The following is an 18,680-nucleotide window of genomic DNA, read 5'->3' on the forward strand; positions in this document are numbered from 1 at the left end:
GTAAAAATTAAACTGCATATAAAAAGCGAAGATCAGTCAATCTTCGCTTTTTTATTTATTGTGGCTTTGAAGGAGCTCCGGAATTGGGTTTTGGATCCTGCTGGCCGGGTTTTTTAGGCTGGTTGTTGAAATTACCATTCGGGTTTTGCGGCTGAACATTTTTATTCTGTGGGGAAGAAGGCTGCAAAGGCATATTATTTCCCTGATTTTGAGGAATAATATTTCCCTTATTGTCCGTAGTCTGGAAGCCAAGGTCACTCTTCAGATAATTCAGCATTTCCTTGGCCTTCTCTCCTTCCGGGGTTTTTGAATAGTTGAGAGCGATCTGTTCCAATTGCAGGATCATCACCTCCTTACCGCTTGATTTACCGGTATTGAAAGCATTCAGCAAATACAATTTAGGAACCAGAGCATCTTTCGGGTATTTCTGAATAGCCTGATCAATCACCCCTTTGCTTTCCTCAAACTTTTCCGATTCAAACAGGGCATATGCTCTTTTGTATTCATTTTCCACATCTGCGGAAGATTTTACAAAGGTATTGTTCTTAGGATTTCTCGCAAATTCGGCGTAAGAAGTATAAGGATAGTCGGCCAGTAAGATCTGCTTCGCCCTATCCCCTGCCTGAGGGGTTTTCTCATAGTTCATGGCAAAGATCTCATACAAAGCCTGCAGCATCACCTTTTCTTCGGGTTTATTATCTACCAGGTCATAGAGTGTTTTGGTAGCCAACGGGGTATTTGTAAAATAATTGTGGTACATGATCCCCAATCCTAATGAAGCAGTATCCCTGTCTTTTTTCAGCTGGGATAATTTTCCGGCATCCACAGGAATCTGCTCAATATAATAAGCGGGTTCAAAACGTCTTGGATTAGGAGCGGAAGTAACTCCCAAAGCCTCGTTTTTAAGATCCTCAATAGAGCTCATTTTTTTAGAATAACGCCAGTTGTCGGCAAGAGCCCTCTCACCCCAAACCTGTTTGAAAGAAGAAGACCCTTTGCTTACCGTATTCATATTACCAAAATAAAAACCTTTGGTTGTAGTCCCGAATTCCTCAAAAGAACCGGAATTGTTGGCAAAAATAGAATTGGCATTATAATCCCCGGTATCAAAACCTTTGCTTCTCTCTGCACGCTTTCTTTCCAGCTCTTCTCTGGCTTCTTTCGCTTTTATTTTTTCAATATGTTTGGCAAAATATTCATTCCTTTGGGCATCATTCATTTTAGCTAATGCGAGGATACTGTCATTTTTCTTAATTAAGTAATAATTTTTGGAGATTTTCTTAATATTTTCAGACTGATCCTTTAAAAGCACTTTCGACGGCTCATAAGACATTACGGCAAGGGCGGAATCATAATAACTCCCTGCTCCTATATAGTCGTTCTTTTCAAGGTATGACTTCCCTATTTCATAATAGGTCAATCCGCGGACCTGAGGGTCTGAAACCTTTTCAAATAAAGATTTTCTGAAAAACTCCTGCGCTTCATCCTTTTTGCCGGCATTATTCGCCATTAATCCCAAAGCATAGTAAAATTCATTTTTTCTGGAAGCGTAAGTCCCCTTTTTACTGATATCTTCCAGATATTTTTTAGCCCCGTTGTAATCGCCTTTTCCATTAAATGTTTTGGCAACTTCTATCTGGGATTTTACTTCGAATTCAAAATCATTGGCATACTTATAAGCCGCCATAAAGCTTTCTCTCGCAGCCTCATTTTTCCCTAATTCTGATAAAACCTGCCCTCTTAAATAAGCAATACGGCTTTTAAGCTTTCTGTTGCTGTTCAGTTCGAATGCCCGGTCAAGCTCTTTGGTAGCCTCTTCTTTCTTTCCCGCATCCAGAAGAGCCTCAGAGTTATAAATGCTTAGCAGTTTATCATAGGACTTATCTATTTCTTCTCCCTTAATTTTAGCAAAAGTTTCATTGGCTTTGTGATAATTCTTAAGCTGGGCGTATGCCACACCCTGATAGATCTTTGCCAGCGCAATCCTTTTATCGTCCTTCATATGGGAGAAAACATAATTTAAGGCATCCAGAGCCTCCAGAGCCTTATTCTGATAGATCCTGGATTGTGCAAGGATCATGTAGGCATCAAAGATCTTTTTATTCTTTTCCTCCCCGTTTTTAATTACGGAATATTTGTTGATCGCTTTCAAAGCTTTAGCCTCAGCAATCTGAAGAGGGGTAGCACTCGTTAAATCAACATCACCAGACTCCTGGGATGGGGATAATATAGGATTGATGAGATCTCCTACGCTGCCCGGCATATCCGATGGTTTTGAAGGAATTGTCCTTCCATTGGAATTGTTTTTATTACCGGAAGGCCTGTTGACCTCCGCCATTTTCATGGAATTTTCGGCAAAAGCCTGAGACTGCCCCAGATCACTTCCCAAAGGCTGATCTTCATACGTAAGGATAGGAATATAAGGGGCATAAAAATTATCCTTATGACCTTTATCCCGGCTCGTAAATTCACTGTTCAATGCATCTTTCGCATTAAAAAGCGTATTATAATATGTGGAAAACCCTTTCATGAACTTTGATCGCTGTTCCGGCTTTTTTGTTTTGGTAGCACACGAAACAATGATACATGCTGCTAAAAGGAATAAAATATTCTTTTTCATTATTCAATATAACTCGCTAATCTGCTTTTTATTATAAAAAGTTGATGATTTTGTAAAAATAGTAAAATTTTGTATTGAAAACTTTTATATTTCTTTCAGGATTTTGTAAACCACATGAGTTGGAAGTCCCATTATGGTATAGAAACTTCCATTCATTTTTTTGATTTTAGCCATACCCAGCCATTCCTGTATCCCATAGCTTCCCGCTTTGTCAAAAGGACGGTATTTATGGATATAGTATTGAATTTCAGCATCTGAAATTTCATCGAACTCTACCTCTGCCATATCCGTTTCCGTAAAAATTTTATCATATGTTTTTATGGTAATTGCCGTATAAACCTGATGAGTCCTTCCGGCAAGAGTCCGAAGCATTGTTTTGGCATCGGCTTCATTATTTGGTTTTCCCAGGATACGGTCATCAATCGCTACAATGGTATCGGCCGTGAGCAGAACTTCACCATCTTCAGGAACTCCAAACGCATCGGCTTTTAATAAGGAAAGATAGCCGGCTGCCTTTTCTATCTCAATTTTTTCAGGCAGGACTTCTTCGCAGTCTATTTTCACTACTTCAAAATCGAATCCTAAGCCGGATAATAATTCTTTTCTTCTCGGAGACTGTGATGCTAAAAGTAATTTCATCATAAAAAATTAAACAGATTGCGTATTATCGTCATGCCAGTTCCCCTGCACTTTCATCACCTGCTCTATCACATCGCGTACAGCCCCGCTTCCACCCTGTTTCTGGGAAATATAATCGGCGATCCCTTTGATCTCAGGAACGGCATTTTCCGGACATGCAGCAATGGCTGAGTTTTCCATGATATGTAAATCAGGAAGGTCGTCTCCCATAGTTAAGATTTCTTCATTTTTAAGGTTATATTTCTTTTTAAAATCTTCAAAATCCACCATTTTATCATAAGATTTAGGGTAGTAATCCTGAATACCCAGATAATTGATCCTGTGTTTTACCATTTCATCATTTCCACCGGTAATAACACCTATTAAGTAATTGCTTTTTAAGGCTTTAACTACGGCATAACCATCCAGGACATTCATGACCCGGCACATATTTCCTCCCGGAAGAAGATAGACACTCCCGTCTGTGAAAACACCGTCTACATCAAAAACAAATGCCTTAATATCTTTTAATTTCTCTTTATAGCTCATACATTTCTTGAATAGAATGATTCATTGTTTTATAAATTTCAAGGCTCTCACCCTGCAGTAATTGTTCGTGCAATTGTAAAACCCTTTCATCATTTCTCACTGCGGGGCCGGTTTGTGCCGATCTCGGTTCAATTTCATAAATTTTATGAACCGTTTCATCAATAAGAGGCAGAAAATAATCAAAAGGAATTTCCTGGGAATCCGAAATCTCCTTAGCCCTTGAAAAAAGATGGTTGACAAAATTACAGGCAAAAACAGCAATAAGATGAATGTATTTCCTTTTTTCATAGGTGCTTTCCATGACATTTTTTGAAATTTTGGAAGCAATAGTGAAAAGAAGCTTTTTGTCATCTTCATTCTCAGCTTCTATAAAAAACGGGATTTTTTCATAATCCAGATCCTTGGATTTTGAAAAGGTCTGCAAAGGATAAAAGCTTGATTTTCTGTAGTCCCCCACTAAAATTTCCTTAGGAAGAGATCCTGAAGTATGGGCAACCAGACAATCTTTTTTAATGATAATCTTTGAAACATTTTCTACTGAATGATCACTTACACAAAGGATATAAAGTTCCGCATCCTCCAGAATTTCCGTAGAATAAGGGATGTTCAATTCTTCGGAGATCTTTTTCAGATCCCCTTCATTCCTGCCAAAAATCTGGGTTAAAGGAATATTATTCAGGACAAAAGCCTTCGCCAGGTGGTAGGCAACATTTCCGGAACCGATAATTACAGTTTGCATCTAACAAAGATAAGATTTTATGATATTTGGACTAAAAATTGAATAAGTAATTTAACTTTTAGATATTTTTGTAATCCAAAACAGTGAAAGCATCTTTATGAAGATCAAGGACGCAGAAATTATTGCGATGATGCAGAACCCGCGAAGCCAGGATAAAGGGCTTCGTGCACTGATGGATGCTTATCAGAGCAGGTTGTATTGGCATATAAGGAGGATCACTGTGGATGGAGATCTTGCTCAGGATACTTTGCAGGAAACGTTCATAAAGGCTTACCAGAACTTTCACCAGTTCAAGAATGACAGCCAGTTGTATACATGGTTGTACAGAATTGCAACCAATGAAGCGCTGCAGCAGATCAACAAGCTCAAAAAAATGCAGAAGACGGATGAAGATGCCGAATATCATATGCAGAACCTTGTAGCTGATAATGCGGAAAGAGATGCAGAGGAAATACAAATATTATTACAGAACGCCATACAAAGCCTGCCTGAAAAACAGAAACTGGTATTTATGATGAGGTATTATGATGATCTTCCCTACGAGGAAATATCGAAAATTGTAGATATGTCCGTAGGAACCCTGAAGACAAATTATCATTATGCCAAACAAAAAATAGAAGAATATATAAAAGAAAATTACGAAAGATAATTTTTTGAGAAACTGAAAGATGAAAGATTTTGATATAGAAAAACTGGAACGTAAAAACATTTACAAAGTACCGGATCATTTGTTTGAAAATATTCAGGGAAAAGTAATGAATGAAGTGCAGAGCGGGAAAAAAGCTCCCATTTTTAAGCTGAACTGGGCATACACTGTGGCGGCTGCAGTGGTTTTGATCTTTGGAATTACTTTTGTTTTAAATTCTGAAAATAATTCAACTGAAGAAACGGCTGGTGCTACGGATACATATGCTTTGAGTAAGCCGGTACCTAAAACCGAAAGCGAGAAGGCATATGAAACCCTGAAATCAGATTTAACTTCTGTTGAAAATACTAATCACATAGTTGAAAACCAAGGAAGTAAAAATATGACAGACCTGCAGAAAACTAAAACTGAAAAAGTAACAACCCCGCAAACAGTGAAAGCTGTTTCAAAACAAGAAGAGACGCAGATGAACGAATACTTGGATTCTTTCACCAACTCTGAAATTTCAGAACTGGCAAGCAATTCGACACAGGATGTTTATTTGGATCTATATAATTAAAGAAAGATGAAAAAGATATTATTTACACTTTTTATATTGTATGGTTTTGGCTTGAATGCTCAAAGGACGGATTATGACTGGAAAAAAATGGACCCAAAACAAAGAAAAGAGGTAATAAATAATCTTTCTCCTGAAGAAAGAAAAGAACTTCTTAAAAAATTCAGAAATAATATGGTGATGGATAACCTGAACATAGATTCCGGCGATAAGGCTGAATTTACGACCATTTATAATGAGTATCTCGAAAACCAGAAGAAGATAAAAAACGAATTTGATTCCAACTTTGATCCCGAAACCCTGTCTGATCAGGAAGCTAAGCAAAAGCTGCAGCAGAGTTTTGATGTAGGACAGAAATTATTAGATAACAGAAAAAAATACGCTGATAAAATGCAGCAGGTGATTCCTTGCCAAAAAGTATTGAAGCTGTTTCAGTCTGAAGGAATGATGAGAGACAAAATGAATGAAAGAAAGCCTCACGGAAGCAATAAGGCGGCAAGGCCCAGACAAAACCCATAATAGTTTATTTTTTTAATGTTGGACGACTCTCACAAATCTTTTGTGAGAGTCGTTTAATTTTTATGTACTTATATTTATTATTTTTGCCGGAAAAATTAACCGATGAAAAAAATAGTATTTTTCACATTATTTTCTATTTCCCTGTATGCTCAAAAAAATGAATTCATTGAGCTTAAGGAAAGCATAAAAGACAAAAAAGCACTTACAAAATCCCTTACCGTAATTGATAACAGAGCCAGTGGAGAGATCGGGACCATTTCTGATAAAGGCCAGCCGGTGGAGGTGAAGTTTGCTGATGAAAATATTAAAAGCTATGTAGAAAAATGGTTTTCAAAAGACAATAAAGAAAAGGGAAACAATGATATTGTCCTGATGCTGGAGGAACTGAAAGCCTATGATGAGAAAGATCCGGGACAAGAATATGCTTTCAGTAAGATTGGGATTAAGATTTCAAGCTTCATCAAAAGAAATGACAGGTATTATTTTATCAACCGGTTCGATAATGTGATTGTTTCGGATCCTAAAAGAACAGTACAGGCTCCAAGATATCTGGCGCAGACGATCTCAGACATCCTGACGGAATTTATTAAAGCTTCCTATACCAATTCTGTTTCCAGCCAGTATATCCCGGAAAAAGACATCAATAATTACAATGCTTATCTGAGCAAAAACTATGATGCATTAATGACATCTGAGCTGAAAGACGGGGTCTATATGAGCTTTAAAAACTTTTTGTCTCAGGAACCCGCATTTGGATACCGTACAGAGAAAAACAGAAAAGGAGAAGTGGTACGGGTGAAGTATAAAACAGAACAGATCCCGCTGGATGATGTTTATTGTTATGTGGAGGCAGGAAAGGCTTATCGCCTGACGCCGGTGGGTTTTCTTGAAATGGAAAAAGATGATAAAGGATTCTATATTGTTGCAGCCAGGACCGATCTTTTTGCAGAAAATCAGGGAGGAGGGATGATGGTAGGAGCTATAGCCGGAGGAGCTTTAGGTGCCATTATTGGTGCTGCAATTGATTCAGGAAATAATAAAGGAGCTATAGCAGGTTTCGGATTCAGATCTCGAACTTTGTCCAATGTTTATATAGACTCTATAACCGGAGGATATATTTTTGAAAAGTAATTAAAATATTATACAGCCCTTAGAACGTTTATTTATAAATTCGATTGACTATCAGTATTTTATATACTTAATATCATAGCTTTTGATAAAAGCTTTGTGTTAAAAATTATTTTATTTTTAACACGTCAGGTTTTGTCGCTGTCCGAATCTACATTTGGATCATAATAGTAAAATATACCATTATGATGCAAAGATTAGAATATGTACTGGCTAGAAATATTGACAGCCCGTTTCAAAAAAACAGCGTATTTTTTGAAACATTTATTGTTCCTCCCGAAGATTTTGACAAAATTACTGAAACCAAAGAAACAGAAAGAATAAAATATACTTTTATACTATGCAAAAGTGGTGTTGAGGTATTTGACAGGTATGAAAAAAAGGAAGTGGAGCCCAAAGAATTTAAAGTCTTTTATGAAGAGGACTCTCCTGATAAAAGTAATTTCTTTGGAACAGCCTGTAGGGTGAAAATGAGTAAAGAGGCAAAAGATTTTTTCACTAGAATTTCATTGAAAAATCAGCCGATAAACTTTCGTGGGGTGGTATATGATTATCTCAACCTTAAAGATCTTGATGGATTGGTTAAAATCCTTGCAAAAGAGAAAAAGATCAATGAAACTCTTTTGAAAGGGGCCATCTACTTGGAAATTGCAGAGGAAAGCAAACTTAATGAAACCTTTAAAAAAGTATTTTCTCTTAACAATCAGCTGGCAGACTGGATCAGAGGAGGTATTGAGGCGATTGAAAAATGGAAGTTTACAGAGGAAAATTATGATTATCAGACCCATTACGTGGAGCCAATGTATAGTAATTTACATCATTATGGTAATCCTAAGGTTTTTCCCGGACAGGAAGTAAAATATAAACCCATTATTCCGGTACCCATTTCCGCCAGAGAATACAGGGGTATGCAGAATGCTTCTGAAATTGCAGCCAGCGGTTTTAATAAGCTTAAAGGTTTTGCAGATTATTTTGGCGAAATTTCTACAGCTGCTGTTTTGAACATTGTAAAGGCAACCCCTACCATTACAGATGATATTTTCTTTGCGGTCGTTTTCTACGTAAAGAACTTTATAGAAGACCGTATTCCTGAAAGTATAAAAAATGTCTATATTAAGCTCAAAACTTTCTTTAAAGAAATATCAGAGACCATTTCTGAAATTGGTAAGTTCATAGGGGTAAAGATCAACCGTGAGATTGCAAAGGTTAATGCTTTCTTATGTGGACTGCTGAATGGCTTGATTTCTCTGGCACAAACCATTATCATGCTTTTGGCAATGATTACGGATAACCTTCCGTTTCTCGAAATGGAAAAGCTAAGCCCGGCGGAGCTGGCAAAACATCAGGAGAAGCTCGAATTTATTGAGGATTTTGTGGATCTGTTTGCTGAAAATTCCAAAGAATTTCTTGCCGGGATCAAAAACCTCTTCAGTGAAGGCAAAATCTGGAAAGAAATTTCAAGGATAATAGACGGGCTTAAAAAGAAATTTTTGGATCTCAACGAGTTCTTTTGGGCCTACTTTATTGGTGCAGTTGCCTTTGAACTTATTTTAGATGTTGTAATAGCCTATTTTACGGGAGGAGCTTCTTTAGTAGGTAAAGCTTCTGAAAAGATAGCACAGGCTGCAGGAAAAATTAGCAGGATTACTGCTAAACTGGAACAACTGGGAGCAAAAGGAGTACAGTTTTCTAAGAATTTAGGCAAAAAAATAGCCAATACAGCACAAGATCTTTACAAGTGGCTGGAAAAAGAGTTTTTAGAATTGGTAGAAGCAGTGAAAATTGGAAATATTGAAGCATGGATTAAAAAGAAAATTGATACTATATTTGGAGAAGGGAATAAACCTTTGGGGGAGCTATTAGGGCTAAATGATAATGAATTGGACTGGATGGCAACCCGAAGATTAGATGAGCTTGGAGGAAAAATATTGACCGCTAAACAAATTAGGAGATTAAGAGGCATTCTTAAAGAAAAAGGGATAACTCTGATTATGGAGGATGATATAAGAAGTATCAAAAGGCTCTTTAAACCTGTAATGGGATACGGAAATGTAGATGACCTATTTTACTTTATGAAAAAGTATAATATTGCAGGAGGGTTTGATGCGGTTAATAGACAACTTGTACTTCCCAGAGATGTTTCAGAGCTTGTTGCTTTCCACGAAATGTCTCACGTAAAGCATTTTGAGCAATTAGAAGATGTATATCATACTTTGAGTACATTAGAAAAAGAAACTTATGTTTGGGAGCAGACCTTAGCCAATAGGCATAGATGGACAAAAACAGAATTTGAAGAAGCCTTGGACTATATCAATAGAATAAGAGAAGATTATAAATTAGGACCAATAATAATAAAATGATATGAAAAATACTGAAAATATAATCAAAGAAAAAACAATTAAGATATTAAATGATTTAACAGAAGGTGTTTACAATGAAGATAATATTGTAAATATTAATTTTCATGAGAAAAATAAATTAACATTTCCTACTGAAAAAATTATCGACGTATGGGTTATTTCAATAAAATCTCTCTTTGACAACAGGGATTTTTTAATTATTTCTGATGAAACAGGGGAGCCAATATATTATCATAATTTTAATTATATTAAAAGTGAAATCATTAAAAATAGTGATGAAGCCTATCAATATAAAAAATAATAGAGATGATTTACAATCAAGTGCTTTTTACCACATTAAAATAGAAGATTTTTAAATCATTTAACAAGAAAAGTAGGGAGTTATCAGACAAAAAGTGTTTAATATCCAATGGCTGAGGTTTGAAGAATGGATTTATCTTGGAGACAAAGGGCAGGGAGGACATTTTATAAACAGGTTTCTGGATGTGGAAGAAATAGTATATCCTGAAGGAATTTATTCTTTGACGCAGGTTCCGGATGATGTTCCTTTTATAGCCCGGGTAACTATAAAATCTTTAAAAGGAGAAGCTTTTCCTAAGATGGCATCATCAACCATGTTTCCTAAAAACTGGAACATTAAAAGAATACAGGAAGAGATAGCTTATGTATATGAAAATACTGTAGCTAAAGGAACAAACAAAAGACCAAGACAAGCTAGTGATATATTTGACAAATATGATGGAATATCTTCCTCTGGGTTTAAGATTAGAATAGAAGTCAATGATTTTGGAGACATAATGAATGCATACCCTATTTTATAACTTTTAAAATTAAAAATAATGAAGTATACTTTTGAAGCACAAATTTTGGATATTGACGAGCACCCTTATTACTCTATTAATGTAGAGGAAAAACTTTTTTATACGATAGGTCGTTTTAGTGACTCTGGCTGGACCCCCACAAAAATCCAAAAAATCATAGACGGTTTAGAACAAAGCAAGACAAAACCCAAAGGAGAAGAATTTCTCTGGGGAAATGAAGATGTAAATCTTTATGCCAACGAAAACGGGGTATTGCTGATAGATGTAATGGCACAAAGAGCCAAACAGTATGATCCCGATGTGATTACTTTAAGACTGACCCATGAAGAAATAATAAACTTTCTCCAGGACTTCAAAAAATTTGTTGAAGAAAACAGTTAAATTGAAATGACCTCTCAAAATTTGAAAGATTTTTAATATGATTATCTCCGAGAGAGGGTGTATTTTAAAAGAATACAGGAGGAGGTAGCTTATGTATGTGAAAATACTATAGCCAAAGGAGGCCACATATATGTGATGATACAGGGAAATTTATGAAATATAGGTACTATTCCTCTGATGGTTCATTTAAAATTTTAATAGAAGTAGATGATTCTGGAAGAATTATGAACGCTTACCCACATTTAAGATAATAATTATGAAATACACATTTAATACTAATGAAAATTTAGGGGATATTGTATATATAATAAAAACGAAAGATCCCTATTTAATTTTACAAAGATTCTCAGATGCATATTGGACCCCAAAAAAAATCCAGAAAATCATAGAGGGTTTAGAACAAAGCAAGACAAAGCCCAAAGGAGAAGAATTTCTCTGGGGAAATGAGGATGTAAATCTTTATGCCAATGAAAATGGGGTATTGCTCATAGATGTAATGGCACAAAGAGCTAAACAATATGATCCCGATGTGATTACCTTAAGATTGACCCATGAAGAAATAATAAACTTTCTCCGGGACTTCAAAAAATTTGTTGAAGAAAACAGTTAAATTGAAATGACCGCTCAAATTTTGAGTGGCTTTCCCAAGAAATGCTAAAAATTAATTTCAAACTATAAAATCAGGAGGGATCATATTATCCCTCCTTTTTTCTATCTTTGCAAATTACAAGATTCTTAAATGAAAAACATACGAAATTTTTGCATAATCGCTCATATCGACCACGGGAAAAGTACATTGGCAGACCGTCTTCTTGAGTATACCAATACTGTCTCCCAGAGGGAACTGCAGGCTCAGACACTGGATGATATGGATTTGGAAAAAGAGCGTGGAATTACCATTAAATCCCATGCGATCCAGATGGATTATGAATATAAAGGAGAAAAATATATTTTAAACCTGATCGATACACCGGGACACGTAGATTTTTCTTACGAAGTTTCCCGTTCCATTGCAGCATGCGAAGGAGCGCTTCTTATTGTAGATGCTGCACAAAGTATTCAGGCACAAACAATTAGCAATCTTTATCTCGCTTTGGAAAATGATCTTACCATCATTCCGATTCTTAATAAAATCGATCTTCCATCTGCCAACCCTGAAGAAGTAACGGATGAGATCATGAACTTAATTGGGTGTGAGTATGAAGATGTATTGCGAGTTTCCGGAAAAACAGGGGAAGGAGTTCATCACTTGCTGGAACAGATCGTTGAAAGAATTCCTGCGCCCGTAGGGGAACCTGATGCGCCGCTTCAGGCATTGATCTTTGACTCTGTTTACAATCCGTTCAGAGGGATTGAGGCTTACTTTAAAGTAGTGAACGGAAGCATTAAGAAAGGGCAGAAGGTTAAATTCATGGCTACGGATAAGACCTATGAAGCAGACGAAGTAGGAACCCTGAAACTGAAACAGGCCCCTAAAACAGAAATTAAGACCGGGGATGTAGGCTATATCATTTCAGGGATCAAGGATGCCAGAGAAGTAAAAGTTGGAGATACAATCACAACAGCTGAAAAGCCGGCCGATAAGCCGATAGAAGGTTTTGAAGAAGTGAAACCGATGGTTTTTGCAGGGATTTATCCGATTGATTCTGAAGATTTTGAAGAATTGAGGTTCTCCTTAGAAAAACTAAGATTGAATGATGCTTCCCTGGTTTTTGAGCCGGAAAGTTCTGCTGCCCTTGGTTTCGGATTCCGATGCGGATTCCTGGGAATGCTTCACATGGAAATTGTTCAGGAACGTCTTGACAGGGAATTCAATATGAACGTTATTACTACGGTACCAAACGTGTCGTATTTCGGATATTCCAAAAAAGAACCGGAAGTGCCGATCCTCATCAATAACCCGTCTGAAATGATGGATCCTTCCATTTTGGATAGGGTAGAAGAGCCTTATATTAAAGCTTCCATCATTACGAAATCGGACTTTGTGGGGGCTGTAATGACCTTATGTATTGAAAAAAGAGGAGAAATCGTCAACCAGAGCTATTTAACATCGGATAGAGTTGAGCTGATCTTCAACATGCCTTTGGCAGAGGTTGTTTTCGATTTCTATGACAGGTTAAAATCAATTTCCAAAGGATATGCCTCGTTCGATTACCACCCGATCGGGTTTAGGGCGTCCAAGCTTGTAAAAATGGATATCCTGATTAATGGGGATATGGTAGATGCCCTTTCTTCATTAATCCATGACAGCAATGCTTATCACATCGGTAAAAAAATGTGTGAAAAGCTTCGTGAGCTGATCCCAAGACAGCAGTTTGATATTGCAGTTCAGGCAGCGCTAGGAACGAAAGTTATTGCGAGAGAAACCATCAAAGCTTTGAGAAAAGACGTTACCGCAAAATGTTATGGAGGAGATATTTCCAGAAAGCGTAAGCTCCTGGAAAAGCAGAAAGAAGGTAAAAAGAAAATGAAGCAGATCGGCAGGGTAGAAGTCCCTCAGTCTGCATTTATGGCTGTATTAAAACTGAATGATTAATATAAAAAAAGACCGGAACATTTGTTCCGGTCTTTTTTTTAGAGATTTCTTTGTTGTTTTTCAATTAAATTCCCCTGTATAGCCAGAGCTCCCAATCCGAGGATGACTTCGGCAATGCCCAGAATTCTTACGAGGTTGAGTCCGCATACGATGCATTCAGGTTCAGGGAAAGGTTTTTTCCCTACGATAATGATGATTACTCCGCCAATAATGATGATGATCACTATAATGACTTTTAATAAAGTTTTCATGGTATTAGTTTTTTTGGTTATGTTTTTTCTATAAGATTGAGTTGCATTTATATTTTACAGAAAGATACAAGGTCGTGATATGAGCTAAGGTTACCGTCTCCTGTAGTAAGCAATGCCGTAGCTGAAATAGAAACAGTGTAAGCACAAGGCAGAAGATCTGCCACGGTATCCGTAGGAGGGGTAAATACCAGCTGCGTTGTACCATATGTTTCAGGAGAAGGCATAGGAATGATCGGATTGAATCCAAAGCTTTGTCCGGGTTTGTGCGGTCCGGTAATGGAAAGGCTTACATTGTCCAGATTTTCATTCCTTGCCCCGTATTTCACATGCAGGTCTGTCGTAATTTTGCTGCATCCGCTGCTTCCCGAAATAATTTCTTCAAGATCTACAGATAATGCAATTCTCTGGTCGTTTACCGTGGCAGGTGCCCAACTCCCATGCTTATTGACATTCTGGTAAAGCACATTGAATATGGCGATCGGTTTAGATGTTCCGGCGATGGCTTCTGTATCAGGCTCGCCGTCTTCTCTCTGTTTCATACGGATGGCAAAATACCTGTTGGAAGCATGCGGTCTGGCTGCAGATATGGTTGAACTTCCTATACCTGATGTTGGCATACTCATATCTATAGAAAGTACTCCCGTAAGCTTTTCAGTATTAAGCTTAAGGATTTCCGCATCTACATGGGCTGCAAATTTGGGATCCTGAGGCACCTTTATCCAGTTTCCATTGAAGGTAACGGTTTTTTCAGTTCCCGTTCCGTTAATATAATAAGGCTCATATTGGATCGGATTGGGGCCTCCTACATACGTCCATAAGTACCCGATAATGGTCTTATCAATCATATTAGGTTCTACAGGGCTCCATCCCACAGGATTTAAAGCATCTGAAGGATCAGCTACTTCCTGATACTCGAAAAGATATTCCATAGGCTTGGTATTGATCTGTTTGCTGATCGTTCCTACCAGATTTACAGAGGAGAAAAAGGCGTATTTGTCTGTTGTTTTTCCTGTTGCCAGATCTATCCCTGCCTCGATAGGGATACGCTGAGTGATCCCGAAATGCGTAAAAGAAGGCGGAATAGACGGATCTACAGGAATGAGCTCTTTAGAGCAAAGCTTAACGCACAGGCAGTATCCTACATTATTACGGCGGTCATCTTTTGTCTCTAAGGCAAAACGCTGTCCTTCATATTCTATGTGAAAGTATACATCCGGGCCGCTTGCAAACGGAGGAAGAACATCAGTTTCCACATTAATGACCGGGGACAGGAAGGTCTTTTTAAAATCGGCGGAAGTATAATAGATCTTAAAATGCCCGTTGCTGTCCGTGGTATTGCTGCCCAGTTCATCGTCTGTGATAAAATCGGCATCCATTGCAATGACCTTAATTCCGGCTAATGGTTTACCGGTTTTGCAATCTGTTAGTTTTCCACAGATAGTCCATACATCAAAATATTGTCCTTTGATCAGGCACCACCATTTGTCAGGAATGATATAGGAAAAGTCGGCAGTATATTCCTGCTGTTCTCCGGTGATCTCCCACTGAGGAGCAAAGGTAGTGATATGAAACTGTCTGGCTTTTCCCTTTTTAGGAGGCAAAGGAGGCTGGGGAACAGATCCGCAGTAAAAGTCTATTTCCAGTGCGGAACGGGAGTATTTTTCATCAATTTCCACAGAAAAAGCCCCGTTGACTTCTGTTTCTGTTTCTGCAACCAGCCTGCGATGCTTGGCATTGATCTCATCTTCCGTAACTTCTCTGAAGGTATCCTTTATTTCAGCGGATGAAACAGCTTCAATATTAGTTTCATTTTCAGGAAGGTAAATACGTACTTTTACCTGGCTAAGGTATTCTGAACAATCTCTGTCTCTGCACAAATAAGCAACAAGATTTCCTTTGATAATATAATTCATGGTTTTAGCAATTAGATTATGCCTACTCTTTAAGGTTTTCGGCTGTATCCTTTATTGATACCAAAGTTGAATATAACTATCAAAAAATCAACAAGTAAAATCACCGTTTCTTTCAGGTGTTTTTCCCTTTTTTTACAAAAAAACCGCTTCATCTGAAGCGGTGTATTTTATTTTTTTCGAGTGAACTTGATCTCCATTGTTTTGACCTCTTTCCCCGTTTTAGAGCCCGGGCCAAACATTTCAAGCTTTTGATTATTGTCATCAATGAATGTATAAATTTCCCTTACATCGCAGTCTTTACCCGGTCGGGAAGGATCTGTCATTTTACCTTTGAATTCAATAGCTTTTTTAGCCGCGTTCCATTCACCTTCCATATACATGATTCCGGTTCCCATATTATCGATCCAGGTGCTTATGAATTTCTTTTTGGCATTATCATAGCCTGTAATGCTCATCCCTTCAAAAGGCATTCCCATAAAATCTCCTTTGTGATTACTTATCTGATAACGGTTGTCAAACATCATTTTATTGGTGCATTCTGATGTGCTTTTAAGAGGCTGTCCGCCTTCTTCCATCCATGTTGTATTTTCACCGGTCCAGGTTCCGTCAGATTTTGCCAGCATTTTGTGCATATCTCCCGGGGTGGCAAATTCCATCCAGGCTTTTGTTGCTGTGGCAGAATCTACGGGCTTCCATTCAGAATCGGCTGCTATAGAGTCTGTTTTGTCCGTACTTTTTACATCGACCTTTACTTTGTCACAGGCAATAAATAAAAATGCCGTACATGCTGCGAAGAATAAGTTTTTCATAATAGTTTAGTTTTAAGTTAGTTATAATTAAAACTTAAAGGTAGGAAAATTTATTATGGCATGAATTATTTTTTAATGTTATAATTTATCAATCAAAAGCGTTAATTTTGTGTAATCATAACGCAAATTAAAATGCAGAATATTAAAGTTGCGGTAGACGCTGTTATTTTCGGATATTTTGATAAAAAAGATCTGCAGGTCCTGCTGATCAAAAGAAAAATTGATCCCTTCAAAGGAGGCTGGGCACTTCCGGGAGGTTTGGTTTTAGATGAAGAAAACCTGGATGATGCGGTAAAAAGGGAGCTGTATGAAGAGGCTGGCATAAAACCTGATTTTCTGGAACAGCTTTATACATTCGGGAATGTAGGGAGGGATCCAAGGAACAGGGTAGTTTCTGTCGCTTATCTGGGGCTGGTAAACCCATCCTATCATGAGCTCTTTGCCGATTCCGATGCAGAAGATGCCCAATGGTTCAGTGTGAACAAACTTCCAAAACCGGCTTTCGACCATCAGATTATTATAGACACTGCATTAAAAAGACTGCGTACCAAAATTCAGTATCAGCCGATCGGCTTCAATCTTCTCAATGAGGAATTTCCCTTTTCAGACCTTGAAAATCTTTATAAAACTATTGTGGGACAGGAAATAGACCGCAGGAACTTCCGTAAAAAGATTATGAGTTACGGACTTCTCAATGAAACCAATAATGTTAAGAAGGAAGGCAGCGGGAGGCCCGGCAAGCTCTTTACCTTCAATCAGGAGAAATATAAAAAGCTTGAAGAGCAGGGATTCTATTTCGAGATCAAATAAAACCTTTTGCTTTACCTCAAAAAGCCATAAAGGGTATTTGAATAGGATTGAACACTTTAGGCAGAGATCAATCAGGCTGCTTTATAATTTCATATGAAGTAAAATTCAGTATTCATCTTTCTTCATAGATGTTCTGAAATGAGATTCTTGATAAGAAGAAGGAATATTTTTCTATCTGTAAATCAATCAATTAAATATATTAGTGTAAAAAACACACAAATAAATTTGCACAGTAAAAAGATATTCATTTAAATTTGTGTAAAAATAACACAATTATGAAATACACACTTGAGAATATAATTAAAAGATTTCAGCAAGAAAAAGAAACTGAATTTCTGTTTTTCTGGGGACATACCGCAAAAGACGAAATCACAAAATCCTGCTTCAGCCAGTGGTTTACTTGTGAGTTTGAAGAAAACGGGATTTCCTATAAGACGGCAGAGCATTACATGATGGCAGGGAAGGCCAGATTATTTGATGATGATATAATATGTAATGAAATCCTAAAATCAAATGATCCTGATATGGTCAAGAAACTGGGAAGAAAGGTAAAGAATTTTGATAATCAGCTTTGGGATGAGCATAAATATGAAATTGTAAGAAAAGGAAATCTTTTAAAATTCTCACAGAATCAGAAGCTCAGGGATTTCCTTTTGTCTACAGAAAATAAGATCCTTGTAGAAGCCAGCCCGTATGATAAGGTATGGGGAATAGGAATGCTGGAAAATAATCCGAAAGCAGAAAATCCTCTCGAATGGAATGGTGAGAATCTCTTGGGATTTGCCCTGATGGAAGTAAGAGATGAATTGAAAAGATAAACCGAAAAACCAAAATAGGATCATGAAAAAAATAGACTTACACCCACAGGTATTTTTAATTGAAGATTTCCTGACCCATCCGGAATGTGAGAAATATCTGGTAATGTCTCAGGATAGGGTTTTTGAGGAGGCAAAGATCAATATGAATGGGAGGCAGCTCATGAATAAAGGGGTCAGAAATAACGACAGGCTTATGATCTTTGATGATCAACAGGCAATAGGCCTTTTTCAAAAAGCCTTTGATTTCCTGCCTCAGATTCACGAAAACTATCAGGTATCGGGTTTTAATGAAATGTTCAGGGTTTACAGATATTCTCCTGGACAACGATTCAAAATGCACAGGGACGGGAGCTTTATCAGAAGCGAGAGGGAAAAAAGTTTCTATACATTTCTGATCTACCTGAATGATAATTTTGAAGGCGGGGAAACAGAATTTGAAAACCTGTTCACAATAACTCCGAAAAAGGGCTCTGCATTGGTCTTCTATCATCCTTTAAGGCATGAGGGAAAGACCCTCATAAGCGGGACAAAGCATGTTTTACGAACAGATGTTATGTATACTGTAAAATAGCTTTGGAAGCGTCATGATAAACTATGCATCTTCAA

The 18,680-nt window shown here is 37.4% G+C and carries 20 protein-coding genes; 13 read left to right on the top strand and 7 right to left on the bottom strand.

Going from position 1 to position 18,680, the window contains the following annotated elements; genetic code table 11:
* Positions 1-55: 55 nt before the first annotated feature.
* From HNP38_RS10965 to HNP38_RS10980, 4 genes are all read right to left on the bottom strand, one after another.
* Positions 56-2,620 carry a tetratricopeptide repeat protein gene (locus HNP38_RS10965; protein WP_184189339.1) on the bottom strand — a complete coding sequence of 855 codons (2,565 nt, stop codon included), beginning with the start codon at positions 2,618-2,620 and terminating at the stop codon, positions 56-58.
* An 84-nt stretch (positions 2,621-2,704) separates the two neighbouring features.
* The gene (locus HNP38_RS10970; protein ID WP_184189550.1) at positions 2,705-3,259 is read right to left on the bottom strand and encodes a Maf family protein; all 555 of its coding nucleotides are present in this window, start codon (positions 3,257-3,259) and stop codon (positions 2,705-2,707) included.
* 9 nt (positions 3,260-3,268) lie between these two features.
* Entirely contained in the window at positions 3,269-3,787 is a 519-nt protein-coding gene (locus HNP38_RS10975) for a KdsC family phosphatase (protein ID WP_184189342.1), read from the bottom strand.
* Positions 3,777-4,526, bottom strand: a complete 750-nt coding sequence (locus HNP38_RS10980) for a Rossmann-like and DUF2520 domain-containing protein (protein WP_184189346.1) — start codon at positions 4,524-4,526, stop codon at positions 3,777-3,779. Before HNP38_RS10980 ends, HNP38_RS10975 begins: the two co-directional genes overlap by 11 nt.
* Before the next feature lie 97 nt (positions 4,527-4,623).
* Between HNP38_RS10980 and HNP38_RS10985 the strand changes: the two genes are divergently transcribed.
* From HNP38_RS10985 to lepA, 10 genes are all read left to right on the top strand, one after another.
* The gene (locus tag HNP38_RS10985; protein WP_184189349.1) at positions 4,624-5,175 is read left to right on the top strand and encodes an RNA polymerase sigma factor; all 552 of its coding nucleotides are present in this window, start codon (positions 4,624-4,626) and stop codon (positions 5,173-5,175) included.
* Positions 5,176-5,194: 19 nt separating this feature from the next.
* Positions 5,195-5,731 (top strand): hypothetical protein, encoded by a 537-nt coding sequence (locus HNP38_RS10990; protein WP_184189352.1) that lies wholly within the window; start codon positions 5,195-5,197, stop codon positions 5,729-5,731.
* Positions 5,732-5,737: 6 nt separating this feature from the next.
* The gene (locus tag HNP38_RS10995; protein WP_184189355.1) at positions 5,738-6,247 is read left to right on the top strand and encodes a hypothetical protein; all 510 of its coding nucleotides are present in this window, start codon (positions 5,738-5,740) and stop codon (positions 6,245-6,247) included.
* Positions 6,248-6,349: 102 nt separating this feature from the next.
* Entirely contained in the window at positions 6,350-7,378 is a 1,029-nt protein-coding gene (locus HNP38_RS11000) for a hypothetical protein (protein ID WP_184189358.1), read from the top strand.
* Positions 7,379-7,560: 182 nt separating this feature from the next.
* Positions 7,561-9,735 carry a zincin-like metallopeptidase toxin domain-containing protein gene (locus HNP38_RS11005; protein ID WP_184189375.1) on the top strand — a complete coding sequence of 725 codons (2,175 nt, stop codon included), beginning with the start codon at positions 7,561-7,563 and terminating at the stop codon, positions 9,733-9,735.
* A 1-nt stretch (position 9,736) separates the two neighbouring features.
* The gene (locus tag HNP38_RS11010; RefSeq protein ID WP_184189378.1) at positions 9,737-10,036 is read left to right on the top strand and encodes a hypothetical protein; all 300 of its coding nucleotides are present in this window, start codon (positions 9,737-9,739) and stop codon (positions 10,034-10,036) included.
* Positions 10,037-10,130: 94 nt separating this feature from the next.
* The gene (locus HNP38_RS11015) at positions 10,131-10,556 is read left to right on the top strand and encodes an EndoU domain-containing protein (protein WP_317166728.1); all 426 of its coding nucleotides are present in this window, start codon (positions 10,131-10,133) and stop codon (positions 10,554-10,556) included.
* 18 nt (positions 10,557-10,574) lie between these two features.
* The gene (locus HNP38_RS11020) at positions 10,575-10,937 is read left to right on the top strand and encodes a hypothetical protein (RefSeq protein ID WP_184189381.1); all 363 of its coding nucleotides are present in this window, start codon (positions 10,575-10,577) and stop codon (positions 10,935-10,937) included.
* 256 nt (positions 10,938-11,193) lie between these two features.
* Positions 11,194-11,547, top strand: coding sequence for a hypothetical protein (locus HNP38_RS11025; RefSeq protein ID WP_184189384.1), 354 nt, complete (start codon positions 11,194-11,196; stop codon positions 11,545-11,547).
* Between the two features lie 129 nt (positions 11,548-11,676).
* Positions 11,677-13,473, top strand: a complete 1,797-nt coding sequence (gene lepA / locus HNP38_RS11030; RefSeq protein ID WP_184189399.1) for a translation elongation factor 4 — start codon at positions 11,677-11,679, stop codon at positions 13,471-13,473.
* A gap of 38 nt (positions 13,474-13,511) precedes the next feature.
* Here lepA and HNP38_RS11035 read toward each other — a convergent pair whose 3' ends face one another.
* The 3 genes from HNP38_RS11035 to HNP38_RS11045 all read right to left on the bottom strand — a co-directional run bounded on the left by HNP38_RS11035 (position 13,512) and on the right by HNP38_RS11045 (position 16,446).
* Positions 13,512-13,724, bottom strand: a complete 213-nt coding sequence (locus HNP38_RS11035) for a hypothetical protein (RefSeq protein ID WP_184189403.1) — start codon at positions 13,722-13,724, stop codon at positions 13,512-13,514.
* A 47-nt stretch (positions 13,725-13,771) separates the two neighbouring features.
* The gene (locus HNP38_RS11040; RefSeq protein ID WP_184189406.1) at positions 13,772-15,637 is read right to left on the bottom strand and encodes a hypothetical protein; all 1,866 of its coding nucleotides are present in this window, start codon (positions 15,635-15,637) and stop codon (positions 13,772-13,774) included.
* 167 nt (positions 15,638-15,804) lie between these two features.
* The gene (locus tag HNP38_RS11045) at positions 15,805-16,446 is read right to left on the bottom strand and encodes a DUF1579 domain-containing protein (RefSeq protein WP_184189409.1); all 642 of its coding nucleotides are present in this window, start codon (positions 16,444-16,446) and stop codon (positions 15,805-15,807) included.
* A gap of 132 nt (positions 16,447-16,578) precedes the next feature.
* Here HNP38_RS11045 and HNP38_RS11050 point away from each other — a divergent pair, with 132 nt between their 5' ends.
* The 3 genes from HNP38_RS11050 (at position 16,579) to HNP38_RS11060 (ending at position 18,645) form a co-directional block, all read left to right on the top strand.
* Positions 16,579-17,256, top strand: a complete 678-nt coding sequence (locus HNP38_RS11050) for an NUDIX hydrolase (RefSeq protein WP_184189411.1) — start codon at positions 16,579-16,581, stop codon at positions 17,254-17,256.
* Between the two features lie 275 nt (positions 17,257-17,531).
* On the top strand, positions 17,532-18,074 hold the full coding sequence (locus HNP38_RS11055) for an NADAR family protein (protein ID WP_184189413.1): 543 nt from the start codon (positions 17,532-17,534) through the stop codon (positions 18,072-18,074).
* A gap of 22 nt (positions 18,075-18,096) precedes the next feature.
* Complete coding sequence (locus HNP38_RS11060; RefSeq protein WP_184189415.1) at positions 18,097-18,645, top strand: 2OG-Fe(II) oxygenase; 549 nt, start codon at positions 18,097-18,099, stop codon at positions 18,643-18,645.
* Positions 18,646-18,680: the final 35 nt, after the last annotated feature.

This window comes from Chryseobacterium defluvii, from assembly GCF_014204415.1.
Taxonomy (GTDB): domain Bacteria; phylum Bacteroidota; class Bacteroidia; order Flavobacteriales; family Weeksellaceae; genus Chryseobacterium; species Chryseobacterium defluvii_A.